The organism is Ralstonia pickettii (assembly GCF_000607165.1).
Lineage (GTDB): Bacteria > Pseudomonadota > Gammaproteobacteria > Burkholderiales > Burkholderiaceae > Ralstonia > Ralstonia holmesii.
In genome coordinates this window covers 147,653-168,419 of the sequence record NZ_JFZG01000024.1, presented here as the reverse complement: position 1 = coordinate 168,419, position 20,767 = coordinate 147,653, and the positions used below count along the sequence as shown (strand labels likewise).

At 64.9% G+C, this 20,767-nt stretch carries 20 protein-coding genes; 13 read left to right on the top strand and 7 right to left on the bottom strand.

Annotated features, from left to right (window positions below):
• Positions 1-213: 213 nt before the first annotated feature.
• The gene (locus BG83_RS0118365) at positions 214-1,476 is read right to left on the bottom strand and encodes an integrase (protein ID WP_024978059.1); all 1,263 of its coding nucleotides are present in this window, start codon (positions 1,474-1,476) and stop codon (positions 214-216) included.
• Between the two features lie 302 nt (positions 1,477-1,778).
• On the opposite strand from BG83_RS0118365, the gene BG83_RS0118360 reads away from it, so the two are divergent.
• From BG83_RS0118360 to BG83_RS0118335, 6 genes are all read left to right on the top strand, one after another.
• A complete protein-coding gene (locus BG83_RS0118360; protein ID WP_024978058.1) occupies positions 1,779-2,561 on the top strand; it encodes a DUF4397 domain-containing protein in 783 nt (260 codons plus the stop codon).
• An 88-nt stretch (positions 2,562-2,649) separates the two neighbouring features.
• The gene (locus BG83_RS0118355; RefSeq protein WP_024978057.1) at positions 2,650-5,067 is read left to right on the top strand and encodes a PAS domain-containing protein; all 2,418 of its coding nucleotides are present in this window, start codon (positions 2,650-2,652) and stop codon (positions 5,065-5,067) included.
• Between the two features lie 52 nt (positions 5,068-5,119).
• Positions 5,120-6,376: an AI-2E family transporter gene (locus tag BG83_RS0118350; RefSeq protein ID WP_024978056.1), complete on the top strand. Its 1,257-nt coding sequence runs from the start codon at positions 5,120-5,122 to the stop codon at positions 6,374-6,376.
• A 225-nt stretch (positions 6,377-6,601) separates the two neighbouring features.
• Positions 6,602-7,033 (top strand): hypothetical protein, encoded by a 432-nt coding sequence (locus tag BG83_RS0118345; protein ID WP_024978055.1) that lies wholly within the window; start codon positions 6,602-6,604, stop codon positions 7,031-7,033.
• 7 nt (positions 7,034-7,040) lie between these two features.
• Positions 7,041-8,213: a glycosyltransferase family 4 protein gene (locus tag BG83_RS0118340; RefSeq protein WP_024978054.1), complete on the top strand. Its 1,173-nt coding sequence runs from the start codon at positions 7,041-7,043 to the stop codon at positions 8,211-8,213.
• A complete protein-coding gene (locus BG83_RS0118335) occupies positions 8,191-8,727 on the top strand; it encodes a phosphatase PAP2 family protein (RefSeq protein WP_024978053.1) in 537 nt (178 codons plus the stop codon). Before BG83_RS0118340 ends, BG83_RS0118335 begins: the two co-directional genes overlap by 23 nt.
• A 9-nt stretch (positions 8,728-8,736) precedes the next feature.
• Here the strand turns inward: BG83_RS0118335 and BG83_RS0118330 are convergent, their stop codons facing one another.
• The 3 genes from BG83_RS0118330 to BG83_RS0118320 are packed head-to-tail and all read right to left on the bottom strand — an operon-like array spanning position 8,737 to position 12,295.
• On the bottom strand, positions 8,737-9,531 hold the full coding sequence (locus tag BG83_RS0118330) for a DUF2334 domain-containing protein (RefSeq protein WP_024978052.1): 795 nt from the start codon (positions 9,529-9,531) through the stop codon (positions 8,737-8,739).
• Between the two features lie 21 nt (positions 9,532-9,552).
• Positions 9,553-10,767 (bottom strand): glycosyltransferase family 4 protein, encoded by a 1,215-nt coding sequence (locus BG83_RS0118325; protein WP_037032096.1) that lies wholly within the window; start codon positions 10,765-10,767, stop codon positions 9,553-9,555.
• 25 nt (positions 10,768-10,792) lie between these two features.
• On the bottom strand, positions 10,793-12,295 hold the full coding sequence (locus BG83_RS0118320) for an RNA polymerase factor sigma-54 (protein ID WP_024978050.1): 1,503 nt from the start codon (positions 12,293-12,295) through the stop codon (positions 10,793-10,795).
• A 323-nt stretch (positions 12,296-12,618) separates the two neighbouring features.
• On the opposite strand from BG83_RS0118320, the gene BG83_RS0118315 reads away from it, so the two are divergent.
• Together BG83_RS0118315 and BG83_RS29705 are read left to right on the top strand one after the other, a co-directional pair.
• Complete coding sequence (locus BG83_RS0118315) at positions 12,619-13,026, top strand: hypothetical protein (protein ID WP_024978049.1); 408 nt, start codon at positions 12,619-12,621, stop codon at positions 13,024-13,026.
• A 22-nt stretch (positions 13,027-13,048) separates the two neighbouring features.
• On the top strand, positions 13,049-13,195 hold the full coding sequence (locus tag BG83_RS29705) for a hypothetical protein (protein ID WP_200869055.1): 147 nt from the start codon (positions 13,049-13,051) through the stop codon (positions 13,193-13,195).
• Positions 13,196-13,261: 66 nt separating this feature from the next.
• On the opposite strand, the gene BG83_RS0118310 is transcribed toward BG83_RS29705, so the two are convergent.
• On the bottom strand, positions 13,262-14,365 hold the full coding sequence (locus BG83_RS0118310) for a sigma-54 interaction domain-containing protein (RefSeq protein WP_024978048.1): 1,104 nt from the start codon (positions 14,363-14,365) through the stop codon (positions 13,262-13,264).
• Between the two features lie 541 nt (positions 14,366-14,906).
• Between BG83_RS0118310 and BG83_RS0118305 the strand changes: the two genes are divergently transcribed.
• The 4 genes from BG83_RS0118305 to BG83_RS0118290 all read left to right on the top strand — a co-directional run bounded on the left by BG83_RS0118305 (position 14,907) and on the right by BG83_RS0118290 (position 18,081).
• The gene (locus BG83_RS0118305) at positions 14,907-16,313 is read left to right on the top strand and encodes a sigma-54-dependent transcriptional regulator (RefSeq protein WP_024978047.1); all 1,407 of its coding nucleotides are present in this window, start codon (positions 14,907-14,909) and stop codon (positions 16,311-16,313) included.
• A gap of 90 nt (positions 16,314-16,403) precedes the next feature.
• Positions 16,404-16,571: a DUF1328 domain-containing protein gene (locus BG83_RS28870; RefSeq protein WP_009240192.1), complete on the top strand. Its 168-nt coding sequence runs from the start codon at positions 16,404-16,406 to the stop codon at positions 16,569-16,571.
• Between the two features lie 69 nt (positions 16,572-16,640).
• Entirely contained in the window at positions 16,641-16,946 is a 306-nt protein-coding gene (locus BG83_RS0118295; RefSeq protein ID WP_024978046.1) for a hypothetical protein, read from the top strand.
• Between the two features lie 121 nt (positions 16,947-17,067).
• The gene (locus BG83_RS0118290; protein ID WP_024978045.1) at positions 17,068-18,081 is read left to right on the top strand and encodes a YihY/virulence factor BrkB family protein; all 1,014 of its coding nucleotides are present in this window, start codon (positions 17,068-17,070) and stop codon (positions 18,079-18,081) included.
• A 10-nt stretch (positions 18,082-18,091) separates the two neighbouring features.
• Here BG83_RS0118290 and BG83_RS0118285 read toward each other — a convergent pair whose 3' ends face one another.
• Both BG83_RS0118285 and BG83_RS0118280 read right to left on the bottom strand, forming a co-directional pair.
• A complete protein-coding gene (locus BG83_RS0118285) occupies positions 18,092-18,418 on the bottom strand; it encodes a hypothetical protein (protein ID WP_024978044.1) in 327 nt (108 codons plus the stop codon).
• Positions 18,419-18,551: 133 nt separating this feature from the next.
• The gene (locus BG83_RS0118280) at positions 18,552-18,779 is read right to left on the bottom strand and encodes a hypothetical protein (RefSeq protein WP_004632457.1); all 228 of its coding nucleotides are present in this window, start codon (positions 18,777-18,779) and stop codon (positions 18,552-18,554) included.
• A 360-nt stretch (positions 18,780-19,139) separates the two neighbouring features.
• Between BG83_RS0118280 and BG83_RS0118270 the strand changes: the two genes are divergently transcribed.
• Entirely contained in the window at positions 19,140-20,735 is a 1,596-nt protein-coding gene (locus BG83_RS0118270) for a peptide chain release factor 3 (protein ID WP_024978043.1), read from the top strand.
• Positions 20,736-20,767: the final 32 nt, after the last annotated feature.

Genomic DNA, 20,767 nt, shown 5'->3' with positions numbered 1-20,767 from the left:
AGCGTACCTGTTTCTGCGTGCGATTTTGGGGCTGAGCGTACCCGTTTCTGCGGGCCACTGTTGACGATTCAGTGGCGAAGCGTACCCAATTCTGCGGACGACGTAAGCGACAACTGTCGCGCGAATCATGCCGACAATTGGTTTCGACGATGCGTGAATACGGCATCCGCACAGGCCGTGCGTACCCGTTTCTGCGCGATGTGTGGAGGCGTGTCAGGCGGACGGCAGAGCCAGCTTGCGGGCTGCGTCAGCAATGCTGGCCGCCAGATCGGCTTCGCGCGCGCGCACGGCGACGCTTGGCAGGGCGACCAGGCCAAGCGCATGGGCGACCTCGTCTGCGGCTTCACCGGCGGCAAGCCGCTCACGCAAATGCGCACCGCGCACGCCGCGCAACGAGGCATTCGCCAGGCGGACGGCCGCGTCGGCGCGGCCCGTGGCGCGGGCGTACTCAGCGGCTTCGCCGAGCATGGCCTTGACGATGAGCAGCAGTTGCGAACGCGAGGCGATGCCCTTGCGCTCGCCGAAGTCGCGGCGCAGGGCGGGCGAGTCGATGATGGTGCCGTCTGCGCGTCGCGGCGATCGCTTGCGCACTGACAGCAGCAGCGGCGTGGCTTCATTCGGCAGCGGCAGCGGCGACAGGCCAAAGGCCGCACGGTATTCGCGCAGCGCAGACATCAACGCATCGCATGGCAGCCAGCGCTGCGAGCGGCCTGTGCCGATCGCCAGCAGCCAGACCGACGTCGGCAGCAATGCGTCGGATGTCGCCTGCTCGGCCGGCACGGCGTGCAGCGCTACGTCGCCCATGCGGGCGGACACCAGCTCCGATACACGCATGCCCGCCTGTGCGAGCAGCACGGAGAGAAAGTGGTCGCGCGCCTGGCGCAAGCGCGCTTCACGGCCCAAGGCGACACGGGCGCGCACGGCATCGATCATCAATGCCATGTCGGATGCGCCAAGTGCCGTGTCCGGTTCGGATGTTGCGACGGACCTGGGCGCAGGCGCGCTCGGCGCGGGCACGGTAATGACGATCGCATCGTCATCGAGAAATGGGTTCACGCGCAGATAGCCCGTGCGCTGCAGCCAGCCGCAGAGGTTTGCCGCGATGATGCCGCTTTGCCGCGTGGAACGTGCCGAGAGCGGGCCGCGCAGCGGCGTCCAGGTGGCATCGTCGCGATCAATGCCGCGCGCACTGATCGCCCAAGCGGGCGGTTCTTGCAAAAAGCGCAGATAGGCCGACGCGTCATCGCGCTGCCAGCTTGCGATCGGCTTACCGAACGTGCGCGCGTACCAGCACACGCGCTCGGCTTCCACGCGGTACTGCGACAGCGTGGAAGCACTCACCGCACGGTCGCCCGAAGCCCGCGCAGCGAGCCACGCCTGCACGCGTTCGCGCTCTTGCGCGAAAGCCTGCAGATCGGCCTGGGAAGCGGCGTTATCGGGAAGGGGCACGGCATCAGCCGGACGCGGTTCGGGCATGCGGAGCGTGTGTGGCGCACGAAGACAAAACAGATCGCGCAAGTATAGCGATCCGCCTTCAAGCCCAGGCCGCGAGACCGGATTGGAGTGGTCATTCAACGGTGGTGGGCACGCGCCATGCTCAATGCGAGAAGGTCGCTTCGTGTGTCGGACGCTTCCGACAAAACGATCGGAACCGGTTCGATAGGCGCGCCTGTATGTGCGCGGCTATCGTCGGCTCCACAAGTCGGCAACAACGTACACGGGCATGCGCGATGTATGCGGCCCGGTTCATGACAGGACTCTCCCTCCGAGGTGGAAGAATGAAGATACAGATCAGGAAAATCGTCGCCGTGCTGGCGCTGGGTTCGTTGGGCGTGCTTGCCGGATGTGGCGGCGGTAACGACGACATCGGGCAGATCATCGGCACCAGCTCGCCGCAATACCGCACGGTGCACGCCAACCCGTTCATCGGTAACGTTGACTTTGGGGTGAACGGCACCACGAAGGTCACCAATGTCGGTTTCAAGAACGTCAGCAACTACTTCGGCATCGACGCGACGGCCAGCACGGCCACGGTTTCGAACACGGGCAGCAGTACGCCGCTGGCCTCAACCGGCTTCACGCCCGCAAACGGCCACCGCTATACGGCGCTCGCCATCGTGGGCGCCAACGGTTCGGCGACGAGCCTGGCGCTGATCGATGATCCGTATAACAAGTCGATCCTGTCGGACAAGGCGCGCGTGCGCACCTTCAACGCTTCGTACAACGCCCCCAACGTCGACGTCTACGTGACCGCGCCGAATGTGGATCTTTCGGCCATTGCGCCGACCATGAGCGGTGCAGCGTATGGCGGTGCTGCACCGGCCAGCACGCAGGATTCGATCTACGTCGATGGCGGAACGTACCAGGTGCGCGTGGCGACGGCGGGGACGAAAAACATCATCTTCACCTCGCAGCCGTTCAGCCTGGCCAACAACGCCGACTGGCTGATCACCACGCTGCCGGCCGGGGGCGTCGGCGCGGTTACCCCGAACGCGATTCGCGTGCTGGTGGCCCAGGCTAACGGCGCCTCGCAGACGGCTTCTGAATTGCCCTCGCAGTAACCTCGCTCCACGCCCTATGATGCGGTGCTGCGGCACCGCATTTTTTTCGCGATGCCCCCGGGAATGAAAACTGCTGGCGAAGGGCGCAATGAGTGAATCCGTAACGGGCTGGTCCGCACCCGTGCGCGCCGCGCGCGAGACGCGTACCGCACTGGCCGCAAGGAAGCAGGTTGATGTGTTCTGGGTAGACGATCCGTTGACGGGTATGCGTCTGCACGTAAGCGCCGGCGCGCAGACGTGGGGCGTGCAGCCCGATTCCTTGTGCGGCGTCCGTGACCGCTGGCTCGTCCATGTGCATCCGGATGACCATATCGCGTTGCGTGCCGCCTGGGAGGGCTTGGCACGGGGGCAGGAGTTTGCCCTCGAATACCGCTGGCTCGGCACCGACGCTGGCCAAATTCGCGAATACCGCGTTCGCGAACGCGGCTACCTCATGCCGAGCCTTGACGGTGCATCCGCCCATGCCGTGGGCGTGGTCGAAGATGTGACGCAGGGCCAGCAGAGCTTTGCGGCGCTCGCCGAGTCGGAATTCCAGTTGCAATGGCTGACCGAAAGCGTGCCATTTCCGCTTGTGCAGATCGACCCCGAGCACCGCGTGCGCTTTGCCAACCGCGCTTACGCAGAGCGCTTTGGCGCTCGTCACGAAGACGTGCTGGGGCACCATCTGCGCGAACTGATGGGCGAGGCTGCGTATGCGCGCATCCTGCCGTACCTGAACGACGCATTCGCGGGGCAGCGCGTCGAATTTGAAATGGAGCTGTCGTACCCGGCCGATGTCGGCCGCCGCTTCGTGCATGCCGCGTATTCGCCGCAGCACGGTCCGGACGGCAGCGTGCAGGCGCTCGTTTGCGTGGTGGAAGACATCACCGAGCGCAAGGAGGCCGAGCACGAGCGCTTTCGCCATCAGCGCGAGTTCGTCACGCTGGTCGAGAACGCGCCCGACGTGATTGCCCGGCTCGATCGCGAACTGCGCTGCGTGTATGTCAACCGCGCCGTAACCGAAGCCTTTGGCGTGACGCCTGCCGCGCTGATTGGCAAGACGTTGGCCGCGTCGCCGCTTTCCGTTGACGTCACCCTTCCGCTGGAGGACGCCGCGCGCCGCGCGTTCGCCTTGGGTGCGGAACAGACCCTCGCGCTGCATCTCGAAGTGCAGGACGGACGCCCACGCATTGCGCACTACAACGCGCGTGTCATTCCGGAAGCCGACCGGAATGGTGCGATGGAATCGGCGCTGCTCATCGTCTACGACGTGACCGAGCGCACCGAGGCCGAGCGCGAGCGCGATGCGTTGTTGTTGCGCGAACAAGCCGCGCGTGCACAAGCGGAGGCCGCAGCGCTGGCGCGCGATCAGTTCCTGGCGGTGGTGTCGCACGAACTGCGCTCGCCGCTCAATGGCATCCAGAACTGGGCGTATGTACTGGAGAGCCAGATCGCAGGCGGTGCGCCGCTCATGCAGCGCGCGCTCGCGGGCATCAAGACCGGCGTCGAGCAGCAGGTGCGCTTGATCGAAGACCTGCTGGACGCCACGCGCGTGATGAGCGGCAAGCTGCGCCTGACACGCGAACCGTTCGTGCTGCGCGCGGCGCTGGAGAGCGCGCTCAATAGCGTGCACGCGCTGGCCGCCGAACGGCATATCACCCTGCACACCGCCATTGAACTGGACGATCACGAGATCGACGGCGATGCCGATCGTGTCGAACAGATCGTGTGGAACCTGCTGACCAACGCCATCAAGTTCACGCAGGAAGGTGGCGAGGTTTGGCTGTCGGCCGATCTGCTGGGCGAGGTGGCGCGCATTGTTGTGCGCGATAACGGCCGAGGGATTGCGCCGGCGTTCCTGCCCTATCTGTTCGATCCATTCCGCCAGGCTGACGGTGCGCACACGCGACGCACAGGCGGTCTCGGACTGGGTCTGGCGTTGGTCAAGCGCTTGACCGAATTGCATGGCGGGCGCGTGTATGCGCGCAGCGAGGGCGACCAGCAGGGCACCACCTTCACCGTATATCTGCCGCTGCATGCGGGGGCCGATCTGATCACGCCGCTGGCTGAAGACCCCGAGCGCACCGGGCCGTTGCCCTCACTGGCGGGCCTGCGCGTGCTGCTGGTCGACGATCAGGAGGACGCGCGCGACGCGCTGGCCACCCTACTCACGCAAGTCGGTGCGGAAGTCGGCAGCGTGGGCTCCGGCCACGAGACGATGGCGCTGCTCGACGTCTGGGGCGCGCGGGGCGAAGCAGGCCGCCCGCAGGCGGTGGTGTGCGACATCGCGCTGCCCGACGAAGACGGCTACGCGATCCTGCAGAGAATTCGTGCGTGGGAACACGAACATCTGCCCCCAGGTGCGGCGCCGATGGCCGCCATCGCGCTGACCGCATTTGCGCAACCGCACGATCGTGCTCAGGCGTTGGCCACCGGTTTTCAGGAACACCTGATCAAGCCTGTGTCGCCGTACGACTTGGTGCGCACGTTGCGCATGCTTGCCATGTCTGTTTCCACGACTTCATAGACGCCCCAAGGCACAATTTTTGCGCAGAGAACGGTGAACCACATTCTCTGCCATGCCAGCCGAATTCACTCCGCCCCCCACGCATCCGGAACCGCTGCACGGCAGTCTGCTCGACGGGCTGCGGCAGCCCGCGTGGCGCGTGGCGATGGTGCTGGTGGCCATTGGCGGTACGTTGGTCTTTTTGCAATGGGCGCGGGCGTTTCTGGTGCCGTTCACTCTTGGTGTGGTGCTGGCGTTTGCGTTGAATCCGGTGGTGGTGTGGTTGCGACGGTGCTATGTGCCGCGCCCCATTGCGGCGGCCATCGTGGTGCTCGGCCTGTGGATTGCCGGTGCCGTGCTGGTCTTCGGGATGCAAGACGGGGTCTCGGCCATGGCGGACCGGTTGCCCGTGGCGGCGGAGCGCATGGCAGAAGCCATCGACGGTATGCGTGGGCATATGGGCGGCGCGTTCGACAAGATGCGCGATGTGACTGTCGCACTCGAACATGCCGCCGAAGGCGTGCAGGGCAAGCCGGCGCCAGTGCTTGCCAAACGGTCGCCTGCGGTCGCGGCTCCTGCCGCGCAGCCGGTGCTGCCGCTGCGCGAGTTTCTATGGACGGGTTCCGCCAACCTCTTCGCGCTGGTGGGGCAGCTCGTCGTGGTCTCGTTTCTCGTCTACTTCCTGCTCGCTTCGGGCCAGGCACTCAAGCGTAAATGGGTGCGCGCGGTGGGCAACACGTTGAGCGAAAAGAAGCGCGCGGTGCGCATGATGGCGGTCATCGGCACGCAGATTCAGTATTCGCTGCTGGTGCTGTTTGCAACCAACATCGTGTTGGGCGTACTCACCACGGTGGCCTTTGTGCTGCTCGGCATGGAAGACGCAGCGGTCTGGGGTCTGGCGACCGCCGTGCTGCACTTCGTGCCGTATCTCGGTTCGGTGGTGATTGCCGTGGCCAGCGGCATCGGCGCGTACCTGCAGATGGGCGCGTGGTCGGATGCGCTTGTCGTGGCAGGCGTTACGCTGCTGCTGGCCACGCTGGTCGGCACGCTGCTCGTGACGTGGCTGCAGAGCCGGGCCTCCAAGCTCGATCCGTGCGTGGTCTACATCGGCCTGCTGCTGTGGGGCTGGCTGTGGGGCTTGTGGGGCTTGCTGCTTGGAACGTCGATCACGGCAATGATCAAGGTTGTATGTGATCACGTCGATCGATTGCGCCCGCTCGGTACGCTGCTCGGCACCACAGACGCGCCGGCAGGCGTGTCGCAACGCTTGCTGGACCGACTGCGCGGCCGTCCTACGCGACGTGCGGAACGCGTACGCCTCCCGCATTAATTGCTTTTGGATCACCTTGCGCAGCAGGCGTTACAAGCGCGCATGTAACCCTTACGCAACGATCACGTCGCGACGCTGGCGGATGCATTGGTACGTGGCATTGTCTCCGTCGCGGTGTTGTGCAGGAGTGGTGCAGGTCTTGTCGATTGTACGAAGCATGCGGGCGGTGTTGGCACGTCGGTTGCGGTGCGCAAAGCAACGAGATCACGTCCGCAGGAGGGCGCCATGAACCCACTACGCCCCACCTTACGCGGCCCGCATGAGCGCGGCGAACGACCGGCAGGTACCACACCGCCGCGTGCGCCAGGCACGGGCCGAAACGCTGAAAACATCGACACGATGCTCGGCAAGCCGGAGCAAGGCAAGCCAGAGTCGGGTTCGGCAGATCGGCTGCCGCACGAGCGCGACCAACACCTTGAAGAGCAACGCTCCGAACCGCGCAGCAATGTCGAGCAGGCCGCGCGCGACATCGAAAGCGGTCAGCTCGACACCGATCTGCACAACACCCCCGGCGTAGAACGCGTCGTGCGCGAACGCCATGCGGCCAACCGCGACGATCGCGATCGCCAAGTCGCCAATCGCAGCGCAGACGACCTTGCTCACAAGCGAGGCCAGACGGGCGGCCCTTCGCACAGCCGCGATGAGCACAAAGGTTGATCGGCCCATGCGCATTGCTTATGTGACCGAAACCTGGCCGCCGGAACTTAACGGCGTGTCGCTCACTGCCGTGCGCACCGTGGCATTTCTGCAGGCGTGCGGGCATGACGTGATGGTCGTGCGACCGCGCCAAAGTGCCATCGACGCCGGCAAGCCTGCATTGGCAGACGACACGCTGCGAGTTCCGGGCGTGCCGATTCCGCTGTATCCGGATTTGCGCATGGGCTTGCCCGCACGCCGGCGTCTGCTTCGCGCGTGGGCCGCCTATCGGCCCGACCTTGTGCATGTCGCCACGGAAGGGCCGCTCGGCTGGTCGGCCATTCGGGCTGCGCGGCAACTTGGTGTGCCCGTGACTTCGGATTTCAGAACGCGCTTTGACGAGTACGGCCGCCACTACGCGTGGGAAGGCGCCGTAACGCTGGTGCGCGCCTATCTGCGCGCCTTTCACAATCGCACCGATCGCACCTTCGTCCCCACGCGCGAACTGCAGCGGCAGTTAAGTGACCTCGATTTCGAGCGCCTGACCGTGAGTACACGCGGCGTGGACGCACACCGATTCACGCCGCAAGCCCGCAGTCACGCGTTGCGTGCGCAATGGGGGGCTGACGCTGACACGCCGGTCGTGCTCGCGGTCGGGCGTCTTGCGTTGGAGAAGAACCTGGGTGTCGCGCTGGATGCGTTTGATGCCGTGCGCGAGTGCGTGCCCCAGGCACGCCTCGTCATGGTGGGCGATGGTCCACAACGCAACGCACTGCGCCGTCGTTGTCCCGATGCCATCTTTGCCGGCACGCAGCATGGCGAGGCATTGGCCGCGCACTATGCCTCGGCAGATATGTTTCTCTTTCCAAGCGTGACCGAGACCTTCGGCAATGTGGTGGTCGAGGCGATGGCCAGCGGCTTGCCCGTGGTGGCGTTCGATACCGCCGCGGCCGGCATGCACGTGCGCAGCCACGAGAACGGTTGGCTCGCGCCCGTCGGGGACGCCGCGTTGTTCACGCAGGCTGCTATCACGCTCGCCACCGATGTCGGCTTGCGGCAACGCCTGGGTAAAGCGGCGCGGTTGACTGCGCAGAGTTTGGATTGGCCGCGCGTGCTCGAACGCTTTGAAGCCGCGCTCATTGCCGTGCACGACGCTGCCACCAACGGGGAGGCCTACCATGGCGACCCACGCCTGGCCTGACTGGAAGCGCTGGCGCGAGCGCGATCGGCAACTCGCCGTGGCGCTCAACCACGTGGCGGGCGATGCCTCGGCCATGCGCTTCTATCGTGGTGTCAGCCGCCTGGGTGACGGCATGCTTTGGTATGCGTTGATGGCGGCGTTGCCCGTGGTGGGCGGTGACACCGGCTGGGAATGCGCCAAGCAGATGGGGCTCACGGGGCTGCTCTCGCTGGTTATCTACATCCTGCTCAAGCGCGGCGTGTGCCGACCGCGGCCCTACCTCTCGTGCGAAGAGATCCACCTGTGCGGGCGCGTGCTCGATCAGTTCAGCTTTCCGTCGGGCCACACGCTGCACGCGGTGTCGTTCAGCATCGTGATGGCCGCGTATTACCCGCGCATGGCGCTGGCGCTCGTGCCGTTTACGCTGATGGTGGCCGTCTCTCGCGTCGTGCTTGGCCTGCACTATCCGAGCGACGTGCTGGCCGGTGCCGGGCTCGGGATGCTGATCGGCGGATTGTCGGTGTGGTTGTTCTAGCGCTTGCGTTCAGTATGACGTTTGCGCGTGCCCGGCGATGGTGGTTTCCGGGCCGCCCATCCAGGCTTGGGCCAGCACCTGCGCAAAGCCGTTCTTGGTAACGGGCGTGCGCGTCTCCAGGCATGCAGCGAGCAATTCCTGCCAATGGCGAATGACGTCGGGATGCGCCGCGTCAGCCGGGTGCAGGCCCAGGCGCAGCAGTGGTGCCTCCGCGTGCCGCTGCGCCAGCCAGCGCAGGTAATACCGCGACACCAGCCGGCGCGCCGGCGAACGCACGCTGTACGTCAGGCATGGCGCCTTGAGCGGGCGCCGCGGGTGCAGCAAGTAGAAGCGCTGCAGCGTGGTCGTGTAGCGCAGGGGCAGGCCATCGAGCGCCTCCCAGGTTGGCCGGTTCATCAGCCACGCCGGGGCCACAAAGCCATGCAGCGGCCAGCCGTTGGCTGCAAACCACGCGGCGCCGGCCTCAATGCGCGCACGTGCCGCCGCCAGCGGAATTGCAGAGAATTCGCCTTCGCCTGCGGTATAGCGCGTGCGGATCAGTTGGTCGATCACGCCGCCGGGGGGCTGGTCGTCGAGGTGCGCATAGCCATGCAAGACAAGCTCATCGCCCTCGGCCAGGCATTCGCTCATGACGCGGCAGAAACGCTCACTGCTGCGTGCGGTCGGGCCGCGATAGAAGTTTGGGATGACCAGCAGAGACTTTGGTACGCGCGCCACCTCATCCAACGCTGAAAGCAACACCTTGCACGCAGGCCAAGTGGCGGGCGTGACATCGTGCATGGCAAGAATGAGATAGCGCGACATGATGAACAGAATCGATCAGGGCTACCGGGCGCGCGATGCACGCACGCGCTCGCGAGCCGGTTGTGGAGTTGTGTCCGGCGCGGCGCTGGTTTGCCGGCCGAGCAGGGCCAGATAGCGTTGCAGCAGTTGCGGCAGCACGGCCCGCCAGTCGTACTGCATGGCATGCCGGCGCGCCGCGTGCGCCAGTGCGACCGGATCGCGTTGACGCAGCGCCTGTAGCGCCTGCGCGAAATCGTCAGCGCGGCAGCGCGGCACGGCATAGCCGACACGCTCGTTCACCAGCTCGCTTAAGCCGCCGGCCGCGCAGGTGACGACCGGCACGCCGCTGGCCATCGCTTCCAATGCGACGAGGCCGAATGTTTCCTGATCGCCCGCGTGCACAAACACATCGGCACTCGCCATGGCGGCGGCCAGGTGCTGCGTGTCGCCTTCATAAGCGAGGGCGCGCACTTGCTTACCACGTGGGGGTGTCGGGCCCGAACCAATGGTGACGAGCACGCTGCCGTCGTCGAGCTTGTCCACCGCGTCGCACAGTACGTGCAGATTCTTCTCTGGCGCATAGCGGCCGACGTACAGCAGCACGCGTGCATCGCGCGGCAAGTCAAGTTGTTCGCGCCAGCGCAGCGAGCGCCGCGCGGGATGGAACAGGCGCGTGTCTACGCCCAGCGGCTGCAGTTCGATGCGTTGCACACCAAGGTCGGCCACTTTCTGCGCGATGTAGCGGCTGGGCACGAACACCGTATCGAAGTGCGGATACAGCTTGCGGGCGTACGCGGCAGCGGCCAGTTCGGCAGGCGGGCCGCCCAGGCGGCGGAAGAACGCGGGCAGATCGGAGTGATAAAACGCCGCCACCGGCACTTGGAGCTGCGCGCCGGCCTGCACCGCCGCCCACGACAGTCGGTACGGGTCTCCGGCTTCAATGAGGTCTGGCGACAATGCACACAGCGCTCGCACGGCCGGCCCCGTGCGCAGCGGAATGCGATAGCCATGCGATAGCGGCAGCGGCACGCCCGGCACCACGGCGATCTCATTGGTAGCGTCGTCCGCCGTGCCGGGCACGACCAACGTGTGCCGCCAGTGCGTGGAGCGCAGGAAGTCGTGCTTGGCGCGCAGGTAGCGTTTGACGCCACCGCTTTCCGCCGCCCAGAACATCGTCACGTCGGCCAGATGCAAGGACGCGGTCGTCGCATCGCCGTCGTCGCGATGCGGGTAGTGATCGGTGGGCAGCTTGTGCACAGGGCTCCTGTCGGTAGCGGGCGCGTCAGACCTGCCGCCGCATTTCCGCGGGCGCAATGCGCATGAGCCCGCGATACTTGGCGACAGTGCGGCGCGCAACGATCACGCCCTGCTCGGCCAGCATCTTGGCGAGCGACACATCGGAGAGCGGCGCGTCCGAGTCTTCGGCTTCGATCATCTCCTTGAGCAACGCCCGCACCGAAGCCGCCGAGCATGCGCCGCCGGTATCGGTTGCCAGCTGGCGCGAGAAGAAGTATTTGAACTCGAAGATGCCGCGCGGCGTGGCCATGTACTTGTTGCCTGTGGCGCGCGAGATGGTCGATTCGTGCAGGCCCAGCTCTTCAGCCACGTCACGCAGCACCAGAGGCTTCATGGCCACCTCGCCGTATTCCAGGAAGTGCTTCTGGTGCGCGACGATCGCCTCGGCCACGCGCTGGATGGTGGCGAAGCGCTGCTGCGCGTTGCGGATCAGCCAGCGGGCTTCCTGCAGTTGGTGCGCCAGCGGCGTGCGATTGTGGCCGCGCGTCTGGGCAAACAACTCCGCGTAGACCTTATTGACGCGCGCGCACGGTGCCACCGCCGGGTTGGTTACGGCAACCCACTTGCCCTTGATCTTGGCGACGATCACGTCGGGCACGATGTAGCCCGCATGCGCTTGCGAAAAGCGCAGCCCCGGGCGCGGGTCCAGCATGCGGATCAGTGCGCAGGCATCGCGCAACTCCTCTTCGGTGCAGCCGAGCGCGCGACGCATCTGCGTGAGTTCGCGCTTGGCCAATCGCGGCAGGTGGTTACGCACGATGTCTTGCGCAATCTCCTGGATGCGTTCTTCGGCTTCGGTATCGGCGGGGCGCGCTTCGATCTGCAGGCGCAGGCACTCCGCCAGATCACGCGCGGCCACGCCCGGCGGGTCCAGGCTTTGCACGAGCGCCAGTGCAATCTGCATTTCCTTCTCGGTGGGCGGCGGTTCCACCGGTGCCAGCGGAATCAACTCGGAGAGCAACTGACGCAGGTAGCCGTCGTCGTCCAGCGCTTCAATCAGCGTCTGTGCGAGCAGGCAGTCGCGCTCAGACAAGCGATAGCTGCGCAACTCCTGATGCAGATGCTCGCGCAGGCTTGGCGTGGAGTGCACCCATTCACCGATGTCGCTGTCTTCACCATCGCCATGGTGACCGCCACCATGGCTGTAGTAGGTGCTGAAGTCGGTCGGGAAATCTTCCGATGCGGCCAGCGTCGGGTCGGTTTCGATGGCGCTGGTGGTGGTTTCCAGCGGAGCGTCGTCTGCAGGCGTGTGATCGGCCGCGGCGCCGTCCCGATCGGCAGAAATGGCAATGTCGCCGGTGCGCGCGGCATCAGGCTGCGCACCTGCTTCTTGCTCGACTTCTTCGAGGAACGGATTGCTTGCGAGCGCTTCTTGCATTTCCTGCGCAAATTCGGTTGCAGACAACTGCAGCAGCTTGACGGATTGCTGCAGTCGCGGCGTTAGCGCGAGATGCTGCTTCGCACGCATTTCCAGAGCGGCCTTGACCATTCGCCTTGCCTCCTTTGGTGAGTGGGCGTCGACATTTCCGTCGACAGGTCACCGCATCGATGCAAAGGGTATGCCATGTCAACAAAGCCAGTCACCACAAGGCTTTACGGGCGGCTGGCACGCCGTTTCTACATGGTCATGTCGTTTTTATATGCCCATTGTTGCCGGCACATGACAGCGCCGGCTGCGCTTGCGCACTGCGCCGGCAGACGCAGGTGGGTGGCACCGCAGGTACATGCGTTGCTGCGGAGGGAGGCGGGAGACGCGCCGCAGTGCGCTTCCATCGCCTTCTCATCGAGCATTACATCCCAGGAGAAAACCCTATGCGAACACGTTTCCTGACCGCTGCGCTCGCCAGCGCCATCTTCGGGCTTGGCATCGGCACGGCCATGGCCCAGACAACGACCGCGCCGGTCGATAACCAGGAATCCAGCAATCCGACCAAGGCGCAGGGCAAGCGCACCGATCCGCCGTCTTCGACTGCCGACCGCACGGCTAATACGTCGATGCCAGGCAGCCAGGCGACACCTGCCGCGGCTAGTGGCAGTGACACCAGCAAGCCCATGCACAAGAAGCATCGCTATCACAAGAAATCAAAGTCGGATGCAACCGTGCCGGGCGGTACCAATAGCGCGGGCGACATGTCGCACTCGGGCGTGCAGTCCGGCGGCAACGATGCAGCGACGACGACCGGCAATTCCTACCCCGGTAGCTCGAAGCCAGGCCAGTAACGTTGAAAGGGAAGGGCTCGCCATGCCGATGACACTTACCACCGCCGTCCGCACGGGCCCGCGCGCCCGCGCGGAGACCGAACCCGCACCCCGCCGCCCGACACCGGAACCGCAGGAGCGCCGCCGCCACGAGCATCCGGGCGAACGCGCGCACGCACATCCGCGCTAGAACGTCAGCGCGGATGCAGCGGGGTATGACAGGGTCGGAAGCGTCGAGCTTAGAGAAGCAGAGCCGTCAGGCAGCCATGGCGGCGGCCGCGGTGCTTTGATAGAGGTCGAGGCGGTTGTACAGCGTCTTCAGGCTGACGCCGAGCGTCTTGGCGGCTTGGCGCTTATCCCCATGAAAATGCTCCAGCGTGGCCAGGATCATCGCGCGTTGCGCATCGGCCAGCGTCACGCCCACCGACAGGCTGAGCACACCCTCCTTGACGGTCGGGCGCGCAGGGCCGCGTGCGGGCGCCAGCGGTGCGGCCAGCTCCACCGTTTTCTCGCCGAGGATGTATCCGCGCTGCACGGCGTTGCGCAACTCGCGCACATTGCCCGGCCACGGCTGGCCTCGCAGTGCCGCCAGAGCCTGGCGAGAGAACACCTTGTCGGTTTGGTGCGCAGCGTTGAACTGGGCAAGGAAGTGCAGGGCCAGCTCTTCAATGTCGTCTTCGCGATCGCGCAGCGGCGGCACCTGCAGCGGCACCACGGCCAGGCGATACATCAGATCTTCGCGAAAGGCGCCTTCGCTCACTGCTTCCAGCAGGTTGCGGTTGGTGGCAGCGATGATGCGCGCGCGCGTCTGGATCGGCTCGGTGCCGCCCACCCGCATGAACACGCCGGTCTCCAGCACGCGCAGCAGCTTGACCTGCATCTCGACCGGCATCTCGGTGATCTCGTCCAGGAAGATCGTGCCGCCGCAGGCATGTTCGAAATAGCCGACATGACGCTGGGCCGCCCCGGTAAAGCTGCCCTTTTCGTGGCCGAACAGTTCGGACTCGATCAGGTTGGGCGAGATGGCGCCGCAGTTCACTGCGATGAAGGCCTGGTCTGCGCGCGGGCTCATGTCGTGTACCGTGCGCGCGATCAACTCTTTGCCGGTACCCGATTCGCCCATGATGAGCACCGTGGCCAGCGTGCCCGACACCTTGCCGATCTGGTCGTACAGCGCACGCATCACCGGCGAGCGGCCGTAGAGGAGACCGAAATCCGGCTCGGCAATCGATTGAACAGAGGATGTTCCGGCGTCAGACGGCACGCGTTCGGTGTCGTCAAAGTCGGCCAGGGCAGGGGGATAGCGCAGGCGCCCGATGGTCACTGCGCGGTCGTCGGCGAAGGCTTCGCTCAAGGACATGGCTCCCTCGTGGTTGGTCGCGACGGGGACGTCCTGGCGAGCGGCTGCATCTTCAGCGATGCAGTCTTCGGAAGGCAGGGTACGTCGTCATCCCGTCACATTGTGTTGAAAAGTTGAGCCATTATCAGGGCCGCCCAAGTGCGTTGTATGTCGGGCATGCGCTGACGTTTCTTCCATCCTGTCGGCCAAACGCTGACAAGAAACGGGCCTGAGACGCAGATGCAGCGCGGGTTTCACATTTGTCATGCGGCGTACGATGTCCATTTCGGCCCGCAGGTGGCGAAGCGCGGACCTTCTCAACTATGCTGACTCCTGCGTAGTACCAGTGGCCCGCCCTGGAGTGATGCATTCGATCCATTTCTTGCATGCGTGCGTGTAAAAGTTACCGACACCCGCGTTGACGACGCGGGTTGAGGCGCGCGATGGCGGAGGTTGTATTGGATGGAATACTTTTTGCACCTGCCGCCGGTCCTCTAGCCGAGCGGGCCGTTGCACCCTGCATGACCGCCGGCACATAACCGGCTCATCCAACCAAATCGAGATGCCACATATCCTGATTGTCGAAGACGATGCCAACGCACGCGCCGCTCTAGGTGAGCTGGTGGGCGCCGAAGGCTTCACCACCGCGCTGGCCGGGTCGCTGCGCGATGCGCGCATTCAGATGTCGCGTCACAGCCCCGATGCCGTGCTGATCGACCTTGTCCTGCCCGACGGCAACGGCATGGATCTGATGGAAGACATCGCGCCGCACTCCGGCACCGAGATCATCGTCATGACGGGCCACGCCAGCGTGGAAACCGCCGTCGAGGCCCTGCGCATGGGCGCGGCCGACTACCTGGTCAAGCCCGTCAATTTCCAACGTTTGAAATCCGTACTGGCGCGCATCCCACGCCCGGGCGATCTGAAAGCCGAGATCGGCAACCTGCGTGGCGAGCTGCGTCGCCTGGGGCTCTTCGGCCAGATGCTCGGCAACTCGACGGTGATGCAGACGCTGTATGACCAGGTCAGCCGCGTGGCGCCCACCGAGGCGACCGTGCTGCTGATTGGCGAATCGGGCACCGGCAAGGAACTGGCCGCACAGACCATCCACGACCTCAGCCTGCGTCGCAAGCAGCCGTTCCTGCCGGTCAATTGCGGTGCCATTTCGCCCAACCTGATCGAGTCGGAAATGTTCGGCCACGAGCGCGGCAGCTTTACCGGCGCCGACCGCCAGCACAAGGGCTACTTCGAACGCGCCAACGGCGGCACGCTGTTCCTCGACGAAATAACCGAGATGCCGATCGAGCTGCAGGTGAAACTGCTGCGTGTGCTGGAAACGGGCGTGTTCATGCGCGTGGGCACCAACCGCGAGATCGACTCCGATGTGCGCGTGATTGCCGCCACCAATCGCGACCCCGAAGAGGCCGTGGCCGACGGCAAGCTGCGCGCCGACCTGTATCACCGCCTGAACGTGTTTCCGCTGCAACTGCCGCCGCTGCGCGAGCGCGGCAAGGATGTCGAGCTGCTGGCCCAGCATTTCCTCGATCAGCTCAATGCGCAGAGCAATACCAAGAAGGCATTCCTGCCGCCGGCCATGGAAACGCTGCGCGGTTATCACTGGCCGGGCAATGTGCGCGAACTGCGCAATTACGTGCAACGCGCGTACATCCTGTCCGACGACGCCGGCATCGATACGGCCAACGTGCCGCTGCAGGTGTCGAGCACGCAGGTCTCGTCCGGTTCCACGCTGACGATTTCGGTCGGCACCTCACTGGCGAGCGCCGACAAGAAGATCATCCTCGCCACGCTGGAACAGTGTGGTGGTGTGAAGAAGCGCGCGGCTGAACTGCTCGGTATCAGCCTCAAGACGCTCTACAACCGGCTGGAGGAATACGGCAACAGCAACGCCGACGACGGTGGCGACGGCAACAGCGCGGGCTCCGGCCGCGCGCATGCCACCGAGGCATAACCCGACATCCTGGCGCGGTACGCGGCTTGCTGAACCGGTGGGGTATCCGCCCCATGGCGGCAAGCTCACTCAACTGCACAGGAGGTCACCATGCTGCGTTATGCAGTCATCTTTTTCATCATCGCCCTGATTGCGGCCGTGCTCGGGTTTGGCGGCATCGCTGCCGGCGCAGCGAGCATCGCCAAGATCCTGTTCATGATTTTCGTGGTGCTGTTTGTGGTCAGCCTCATCTGGGGTCTGGTCGCGGGCAGAGGATGACGCCGGGATGATGCGCACAGCTTTCAACCCGGCTCTCACGATGCCACGCAACTCCAGGAGCGCTGACTGATGGAACCGTCTCAAACCAACCCGTTTCCCAAATCCGATGCCAATGGCAACCTCATCCGCGGCGACGTGGCGCAAGCCGCCGAGCGTGTGAAGGCGACCACGGCACAGGCCATCGATCGCATTGCCGACGCAGCGGCCACTGCGCTTGACGAGGCCGCTGCCAAGCGCGATCAATGGCGCGCCTCGCAGCAGCGTCTGATGAGCGATGCGGCGGACTGCATGCGATCGCACCCGCTTGCGACGATCGGCCTGGCATTCGGCGCGGGCTTTCTCATCAGCCGGCTGCTGGGCAGCGGTAACGACTGAAGGGCGCAAGCCCTCACGTTTCCGGCCCGCCACGGTCGAGCTTGCGCGCGTCCCGTGTGCTGACTAGGCTCAAGGTCGAGGCCGGCACGGCGCCGGCCGCATCGCCTTGCAAGGAACCTTCATGCGCCCGGCTGCTTACTTCCACCGCGACCTCCTCAAGCGCTCCGCCCAGGTGCTGATGGGGGCCGTGCGGCAGTGGTCCGCGCATCGCGCCGCGAGCAAGGGCGCGGCGCTGTCGTTCTACACGTTGTTCTCGATGGCGCCGGTGCTGGTGCTGGTCATTTCCATTGCAGGCTTGTTCTTTGGCGAACAGGCCGCGCGCGGCGAAATCTTTGGGCAGATCCAAGGTCTGGTGGGGGCGCAGGGCGCCTCTGCGGTGGAAGCCGTGCTCGCGGCTACCCGGCGCTCGGGCAGCGGCCTTTTCGCTGCAGTCACGGCCGTCGCGCTATTGCTGGTGGGTGCCACCACGGCCTTCTCCGAACTCAAGGACAGCCTGGACGAACTATGGGAGGTGCCACCGCGCCAGCAGGCAGGGCTGTGGGGCTTGTTGCGTTCGCGCCTGCTGTCGTTCAGCCTGATTCTGGTGCTGGCGTTTCTGCTGCTGGTGTCGCTCACCATCAACGCGGCTCTGGCGGTGGTGGAGCGCTTCTGGGGGGCGTTGTGGGCGGGCTCCACTTCGGGCATTGCGCTGCTGGTGGCGCAGGTGCTGTCGTCCGCGTTTTCGTTTGCTGTCGTATCGCTGTTGTTCGGCACCATTTTCAAAATGCTGCCCGAAACGCGCGTGGCCTGGCGCGACGTTGCTCTGGGCGCCATCGTTACGGCGCTGCTCTTCACGCTGGGCAAACACCTTATCGGCCTGTATCTCGGCAACAGCGCCGTGGCGTCGTCTTACGGGGCGGCGGGTTCGGTGGTGGCGCTGATGCTGTGGATCTACTACTCCGCCCAGATCTTCTTCTTTGGCGCGCTGGTCACTCGGCAATACGCGCTCCGATTTGGCAGTCGCCAGTACGAGGCCTCCGGTCAGGCCGGCGCGGCCGCGCAGGCGGCGTTGCTCAACCCGACGCTGGCGGCAAACCTGTCCAACGGCGGACGGGCAGTAACCCGAACGCAGCGCGCCACAGCCGCCAAGACCTAAGGACGCCGGCTCAATCCCGCGTCAACTGCTCCAGCAGCATGCCTGCCACGAACGCCAGACCGATCGTAATGACCGGATGCTGACGCACGGAGCCGCTTGCCTGTTCCGAGACATTCGCGTGCAGGTTCTTCAACTGCTCGGTACGTTTGTCGAACTGCGTGAGCGCCGTGGAAAGGACGCTCGCCAGCCGGTCGATGCCTTCAGCCGTGGCATCTTTGACGCGCTGTGCGGTGTGATCGATCTGCGGATGGAGCGTCGTGACGGTCGCACCGTTGGCGCCATGTGTGCCGTTCGTGCCATTGCTGCTGGTGGGCGGCTTGGGGGTCAGTTCGGTCATGTTGGCCTCTTGAGCTGAGTCATGTCAGCCAATCCCAAGCAACCGTCATGCCCCTGCCACATGCCCCCCGATCGTGACGCCCAAAAGAAAAGGGCCACGACTGTGGCCCTCGACACGGTGAGGAACTGCGCGACTAGCCGACCGTCACCACGGTCTTGCGCACGGCCCAGATTTCAGCTTGCAGGGCGAGTGCGGCGAGTGCCTGCAGGCTGTCCTGCGGCAAAGCCTTGATCCGTTTGCGGCGATTGGCGGCACGCTGCTGACGCGCCGCGCGCACGCTTTGCTCGTCGAGTTGCCACGCCTTGCGGGTGGTCTCGATGATGCGTTGCACTGCCGGATCGACAGGGATTCGACTACGCACGATGTTGGACTCCTTGCTTCTTTGCTTCTTTCGACGTCGCGGCGTACCCAAAGGCGGGTTTCGCGACGGCCTCCACAATACGGGAGCTTCATGACAACTTCGATAACACCGACTCCGAAAGGGTTGTCAGTGCATTCCCACAACGGGTTGGTCTCCTCCGTCCGGTGGACGGTTCCTAGGGGGTTTCCCCTGTTTGCCGCTCGGATCAGTCGATCTTAAGCAAGGGCGCCGATCGCGTACAATCTCGGCTGCCCGGATTGACAACTCTGATCGGGCAGTCCATCGGCCGCCGGGATGACCCCGCCAGCCAGCGCCCATGCCATGAGCGCATTCATCACTTCTCCCTTTCGGTTTTTGCCCGTGAGTACGCTGCAGCAGGAGATCCGGCGCCGCCGGACGTTCGCCATCATTGCCCACCCGGATGCGGGTAAAACCACGCTCACCGAGAAACTGCTGTGGTTTGGCGGCGCCATCCAGATGGCCGGCGCCGTGCGTGCGCGCAAGGCCAACCGCCACGCCACCTCCGACTGGATGGAGATGGAAAAGCAGCGCGGCATCTCGGTGACGTCGTCGGTGATGCAGTTCCCGTACCGGAACGATGGCGGCGATTACATCGTCAACCTGCTCGACACCCCGGGCCACGAAGACTTCTCGGAAGACACGTACCGCACGCTCACGGCCGTCGACTCCGCCGTGATGGTGATCGACTCCGTCAACGGCGTGGAAGCGCAGACCATCAAGCTGCTCAACGTCTGCCGCCTGCGCAGCACGCCCATCCTCACGTTCATCAACAAGCTCGACCGTGAAGGCCGCGCGCCCATCGAATTGCTCGATGAAATCGAAAGCGTGCTGCAGATCCAGTGCGCGCCGATGACCTGGCCGATCGGCATGGGCAAGTCGTTCAAGGGCGTGTATCACCTCGTGAACGATACGGTCCAGTTGTTCGACCCGCACGCCGACAGCGAAAAGGGCGCCACCGCCGGCCTGATTCAAGGCCTGGACAACCCCGAGCTGGACCGCGTGCTCGGCTCACAGGCAGAAGAACTGCGCATCGACATCGAACTCGTGCGCGGTGCATCGCACACGTTCGACAAAGAGGCGTTCCTGGCCGGCAAGCAGTGCCCGGTGTATTTCGGTTCGGCGGTGAACAACTTCGGTGTGCAATCGTTGTTGGATGCGCTGGTGGACCAGTCGCCCGAGCCGCTGGCACGCCCCACCGAAACGCGCGAAGTCAAGCCGATGGAAGAGAAGTTCACCGGTTTCGTCTTCAAGATCCAGGCCAACATGGACCCGAAGCACCGTGACCGCATCGCCTTTGTGCGCGTGTGCTCGGGCCGCTTCGAGCGCGGCATGAAGCTGCTGCAGGTGTCGACCGGCAAGACGGTTGCCATCAACAACGCCATCACGTTCATGGCGCAGGACCGCAACACCACGGAAGAGGCATTTGCCGGCGACATCATCGGCGTGCCCAACCATGGCACGATCCGCCTCGGTGATGCCTTTACGGAAGGCGAGTCGCTCAAGTTCACGGGCATCCCGTCGTTTGCGCCGGAGTTCTTCCGCCGCGCGCGCCTGAACAACCCGCTGCGCCTCAAGCAGTTGCAGAAGGGTTTGCAGCAACTGGCCGAAGAAGGCGCCACGCAGATGTTCCGCCCCCTGGCGTCGAACGATCTGGTGCTGGGTGCCGTCGGTATCCTGCAGTTCGACGTGGTGGCGCATCGCCTTGAACACGAGTACGGCGTCGATGCCATCTTCGAACCGCACGAGTGCTCCACGGCCCGCTGGCTGCGCGGCAAGCAGGAAGATATCGACAAGCTGATCGACAAGGCGGGCCACAACGTGGCCCTGGATGGTGCGGGTGACTACGTGTACCTGGCGCCGAGCCAGGTGAACCTGCGCCTGACGCAGGAGCGCTTTCCGGACATCCAGTTCATGGAAACGCGGGAAATCGTCTAAGGGACGATGGGCGAAAAGAGACGGGGCCATGT

Excerpts from the sequence above, each read along its gene's own strand:
- BG83_RS0118365 (WP_024978059.1), bottom strand. The coding sequence starts at position 1,476 with ATGCCCGAACCGCGTCCGGCTGATGCCGTGCCCCTTCCCGATAACGCC.
- BG83_RS0118360 (WP_024978058.1), top strand. The coding sequence starts at position 1,779 with ATGAAGATACAGATCAGGAAAATCGTCGCCGTGCTGGCGCTGGGTTCG.
- BG83_RS0118355 (WP_024978057.1), top strand. The coding sequence starts at position 2,650 with ATGAGTGAATCCGTAACGGGCTGGTCCGCACCCGTGCGCGCCGCGCGC.
- BG83_RS0118350 (WP_024978056.1), top strand. The coding sequence starts at position 5,120 with ATGCCAGCCGAATTCACTCCGCCCCCCACGCATCCGGAACCGCTGCAC.
- BG83_RS0118345 (WP_024978055.1), top strand. The coding sequence starts at position 6,602 with ATGAACCCACTACGCCCCACCTTACGCGGCCCGCATGAGCGCGGCGAA.
- BG83_RS0118340 (WP_024978054.1), top strand. The coding sequence starts at position 7,041 with ATGCGCATTGCTTATGTGACCGAAACCTGGCCGCCGGAACTTAACGGC.
- BG83_RS0118335 (WP_024978053.1), top strand. The coding sequence starts at position 8,191 with ATGGCGACCCACGCCTGGCCTGACTGGAAGCGCTGGCGCGAGCGCGAT.
- BG83_RS0118330 (WP_024978052.1), bottom strand. The coding sequence starts at position 9,531 with ATGTCGCGCTATCTCATTCTTGCCATGCACGATGTCACGCCCGCCACT.
- BG83_RS0118320 (WP_024978050.1), bottom strand. The coding sequence starts at position 12,295 with ATGGTCAAGGCCGCTCTGGAAATGCGTGCGAAGCAGCATCTCGCGCTA.
- BG83_RS0118315 (WP_024978049.1), top strand. The coding sequence starts at position 12,619 with ATGCGAACACGTTTCCTGACCGCTGCGCTCGCCAGCGCCATCTTCGGG.
- BG83_RS29705 (WP_200869055.1), top strand. The coding sequence starts at position 13,049 with ATGCCGATGACACTTACCACCGCCGTCCGCACGGGCCCGCGCGCCCGC.
- BG83_RS0118310 (WP_024978048.1), bottom strand. The coding sequence starts at position 14,365 with ATGTCCTTGAGCGAAGCCTTCGCCGACGACCGCGCAGTGACCATCGGG.
- BG83_RS0118305 (WP_024978047.1), top strand. The coding sequence starts at position 14,907 with ATGCCACATATCCTGATTGTCGAAGACGATGCCAACGCACGCGCCGCT.
- BG83_RS28870 (WP_009240192.1), top strand. The coding sequence starts at position 16,404 with ATGCTGCGTTATGCAGTCATCTTTTTCATCATCGCCCTGATTGCGGCC.
- BG83_RS0118295 (WP_024978046.1), top strand. The coding sequence starts at position 16,641 with ATGGAACCGTCTCAAACCAACCCGTTTCCCAAATCCGATGCCAATGGC.
- BG83_RS0118290 (WP_024978045.1), top strand. The coding sequence starts at position 17,068 with ATGCGCCCGGCTGCTTACTTCCACCGCGACCTCCTCAAGCGCTCCGCC.
- BG83_RS0118285 (WP_024978044.1), bottom strand. The coding sequence starts at position 18,418 with ATGACCGAACTGACCCCCAAGCCGCCCACCAGCAGCAATGGCACGAAC.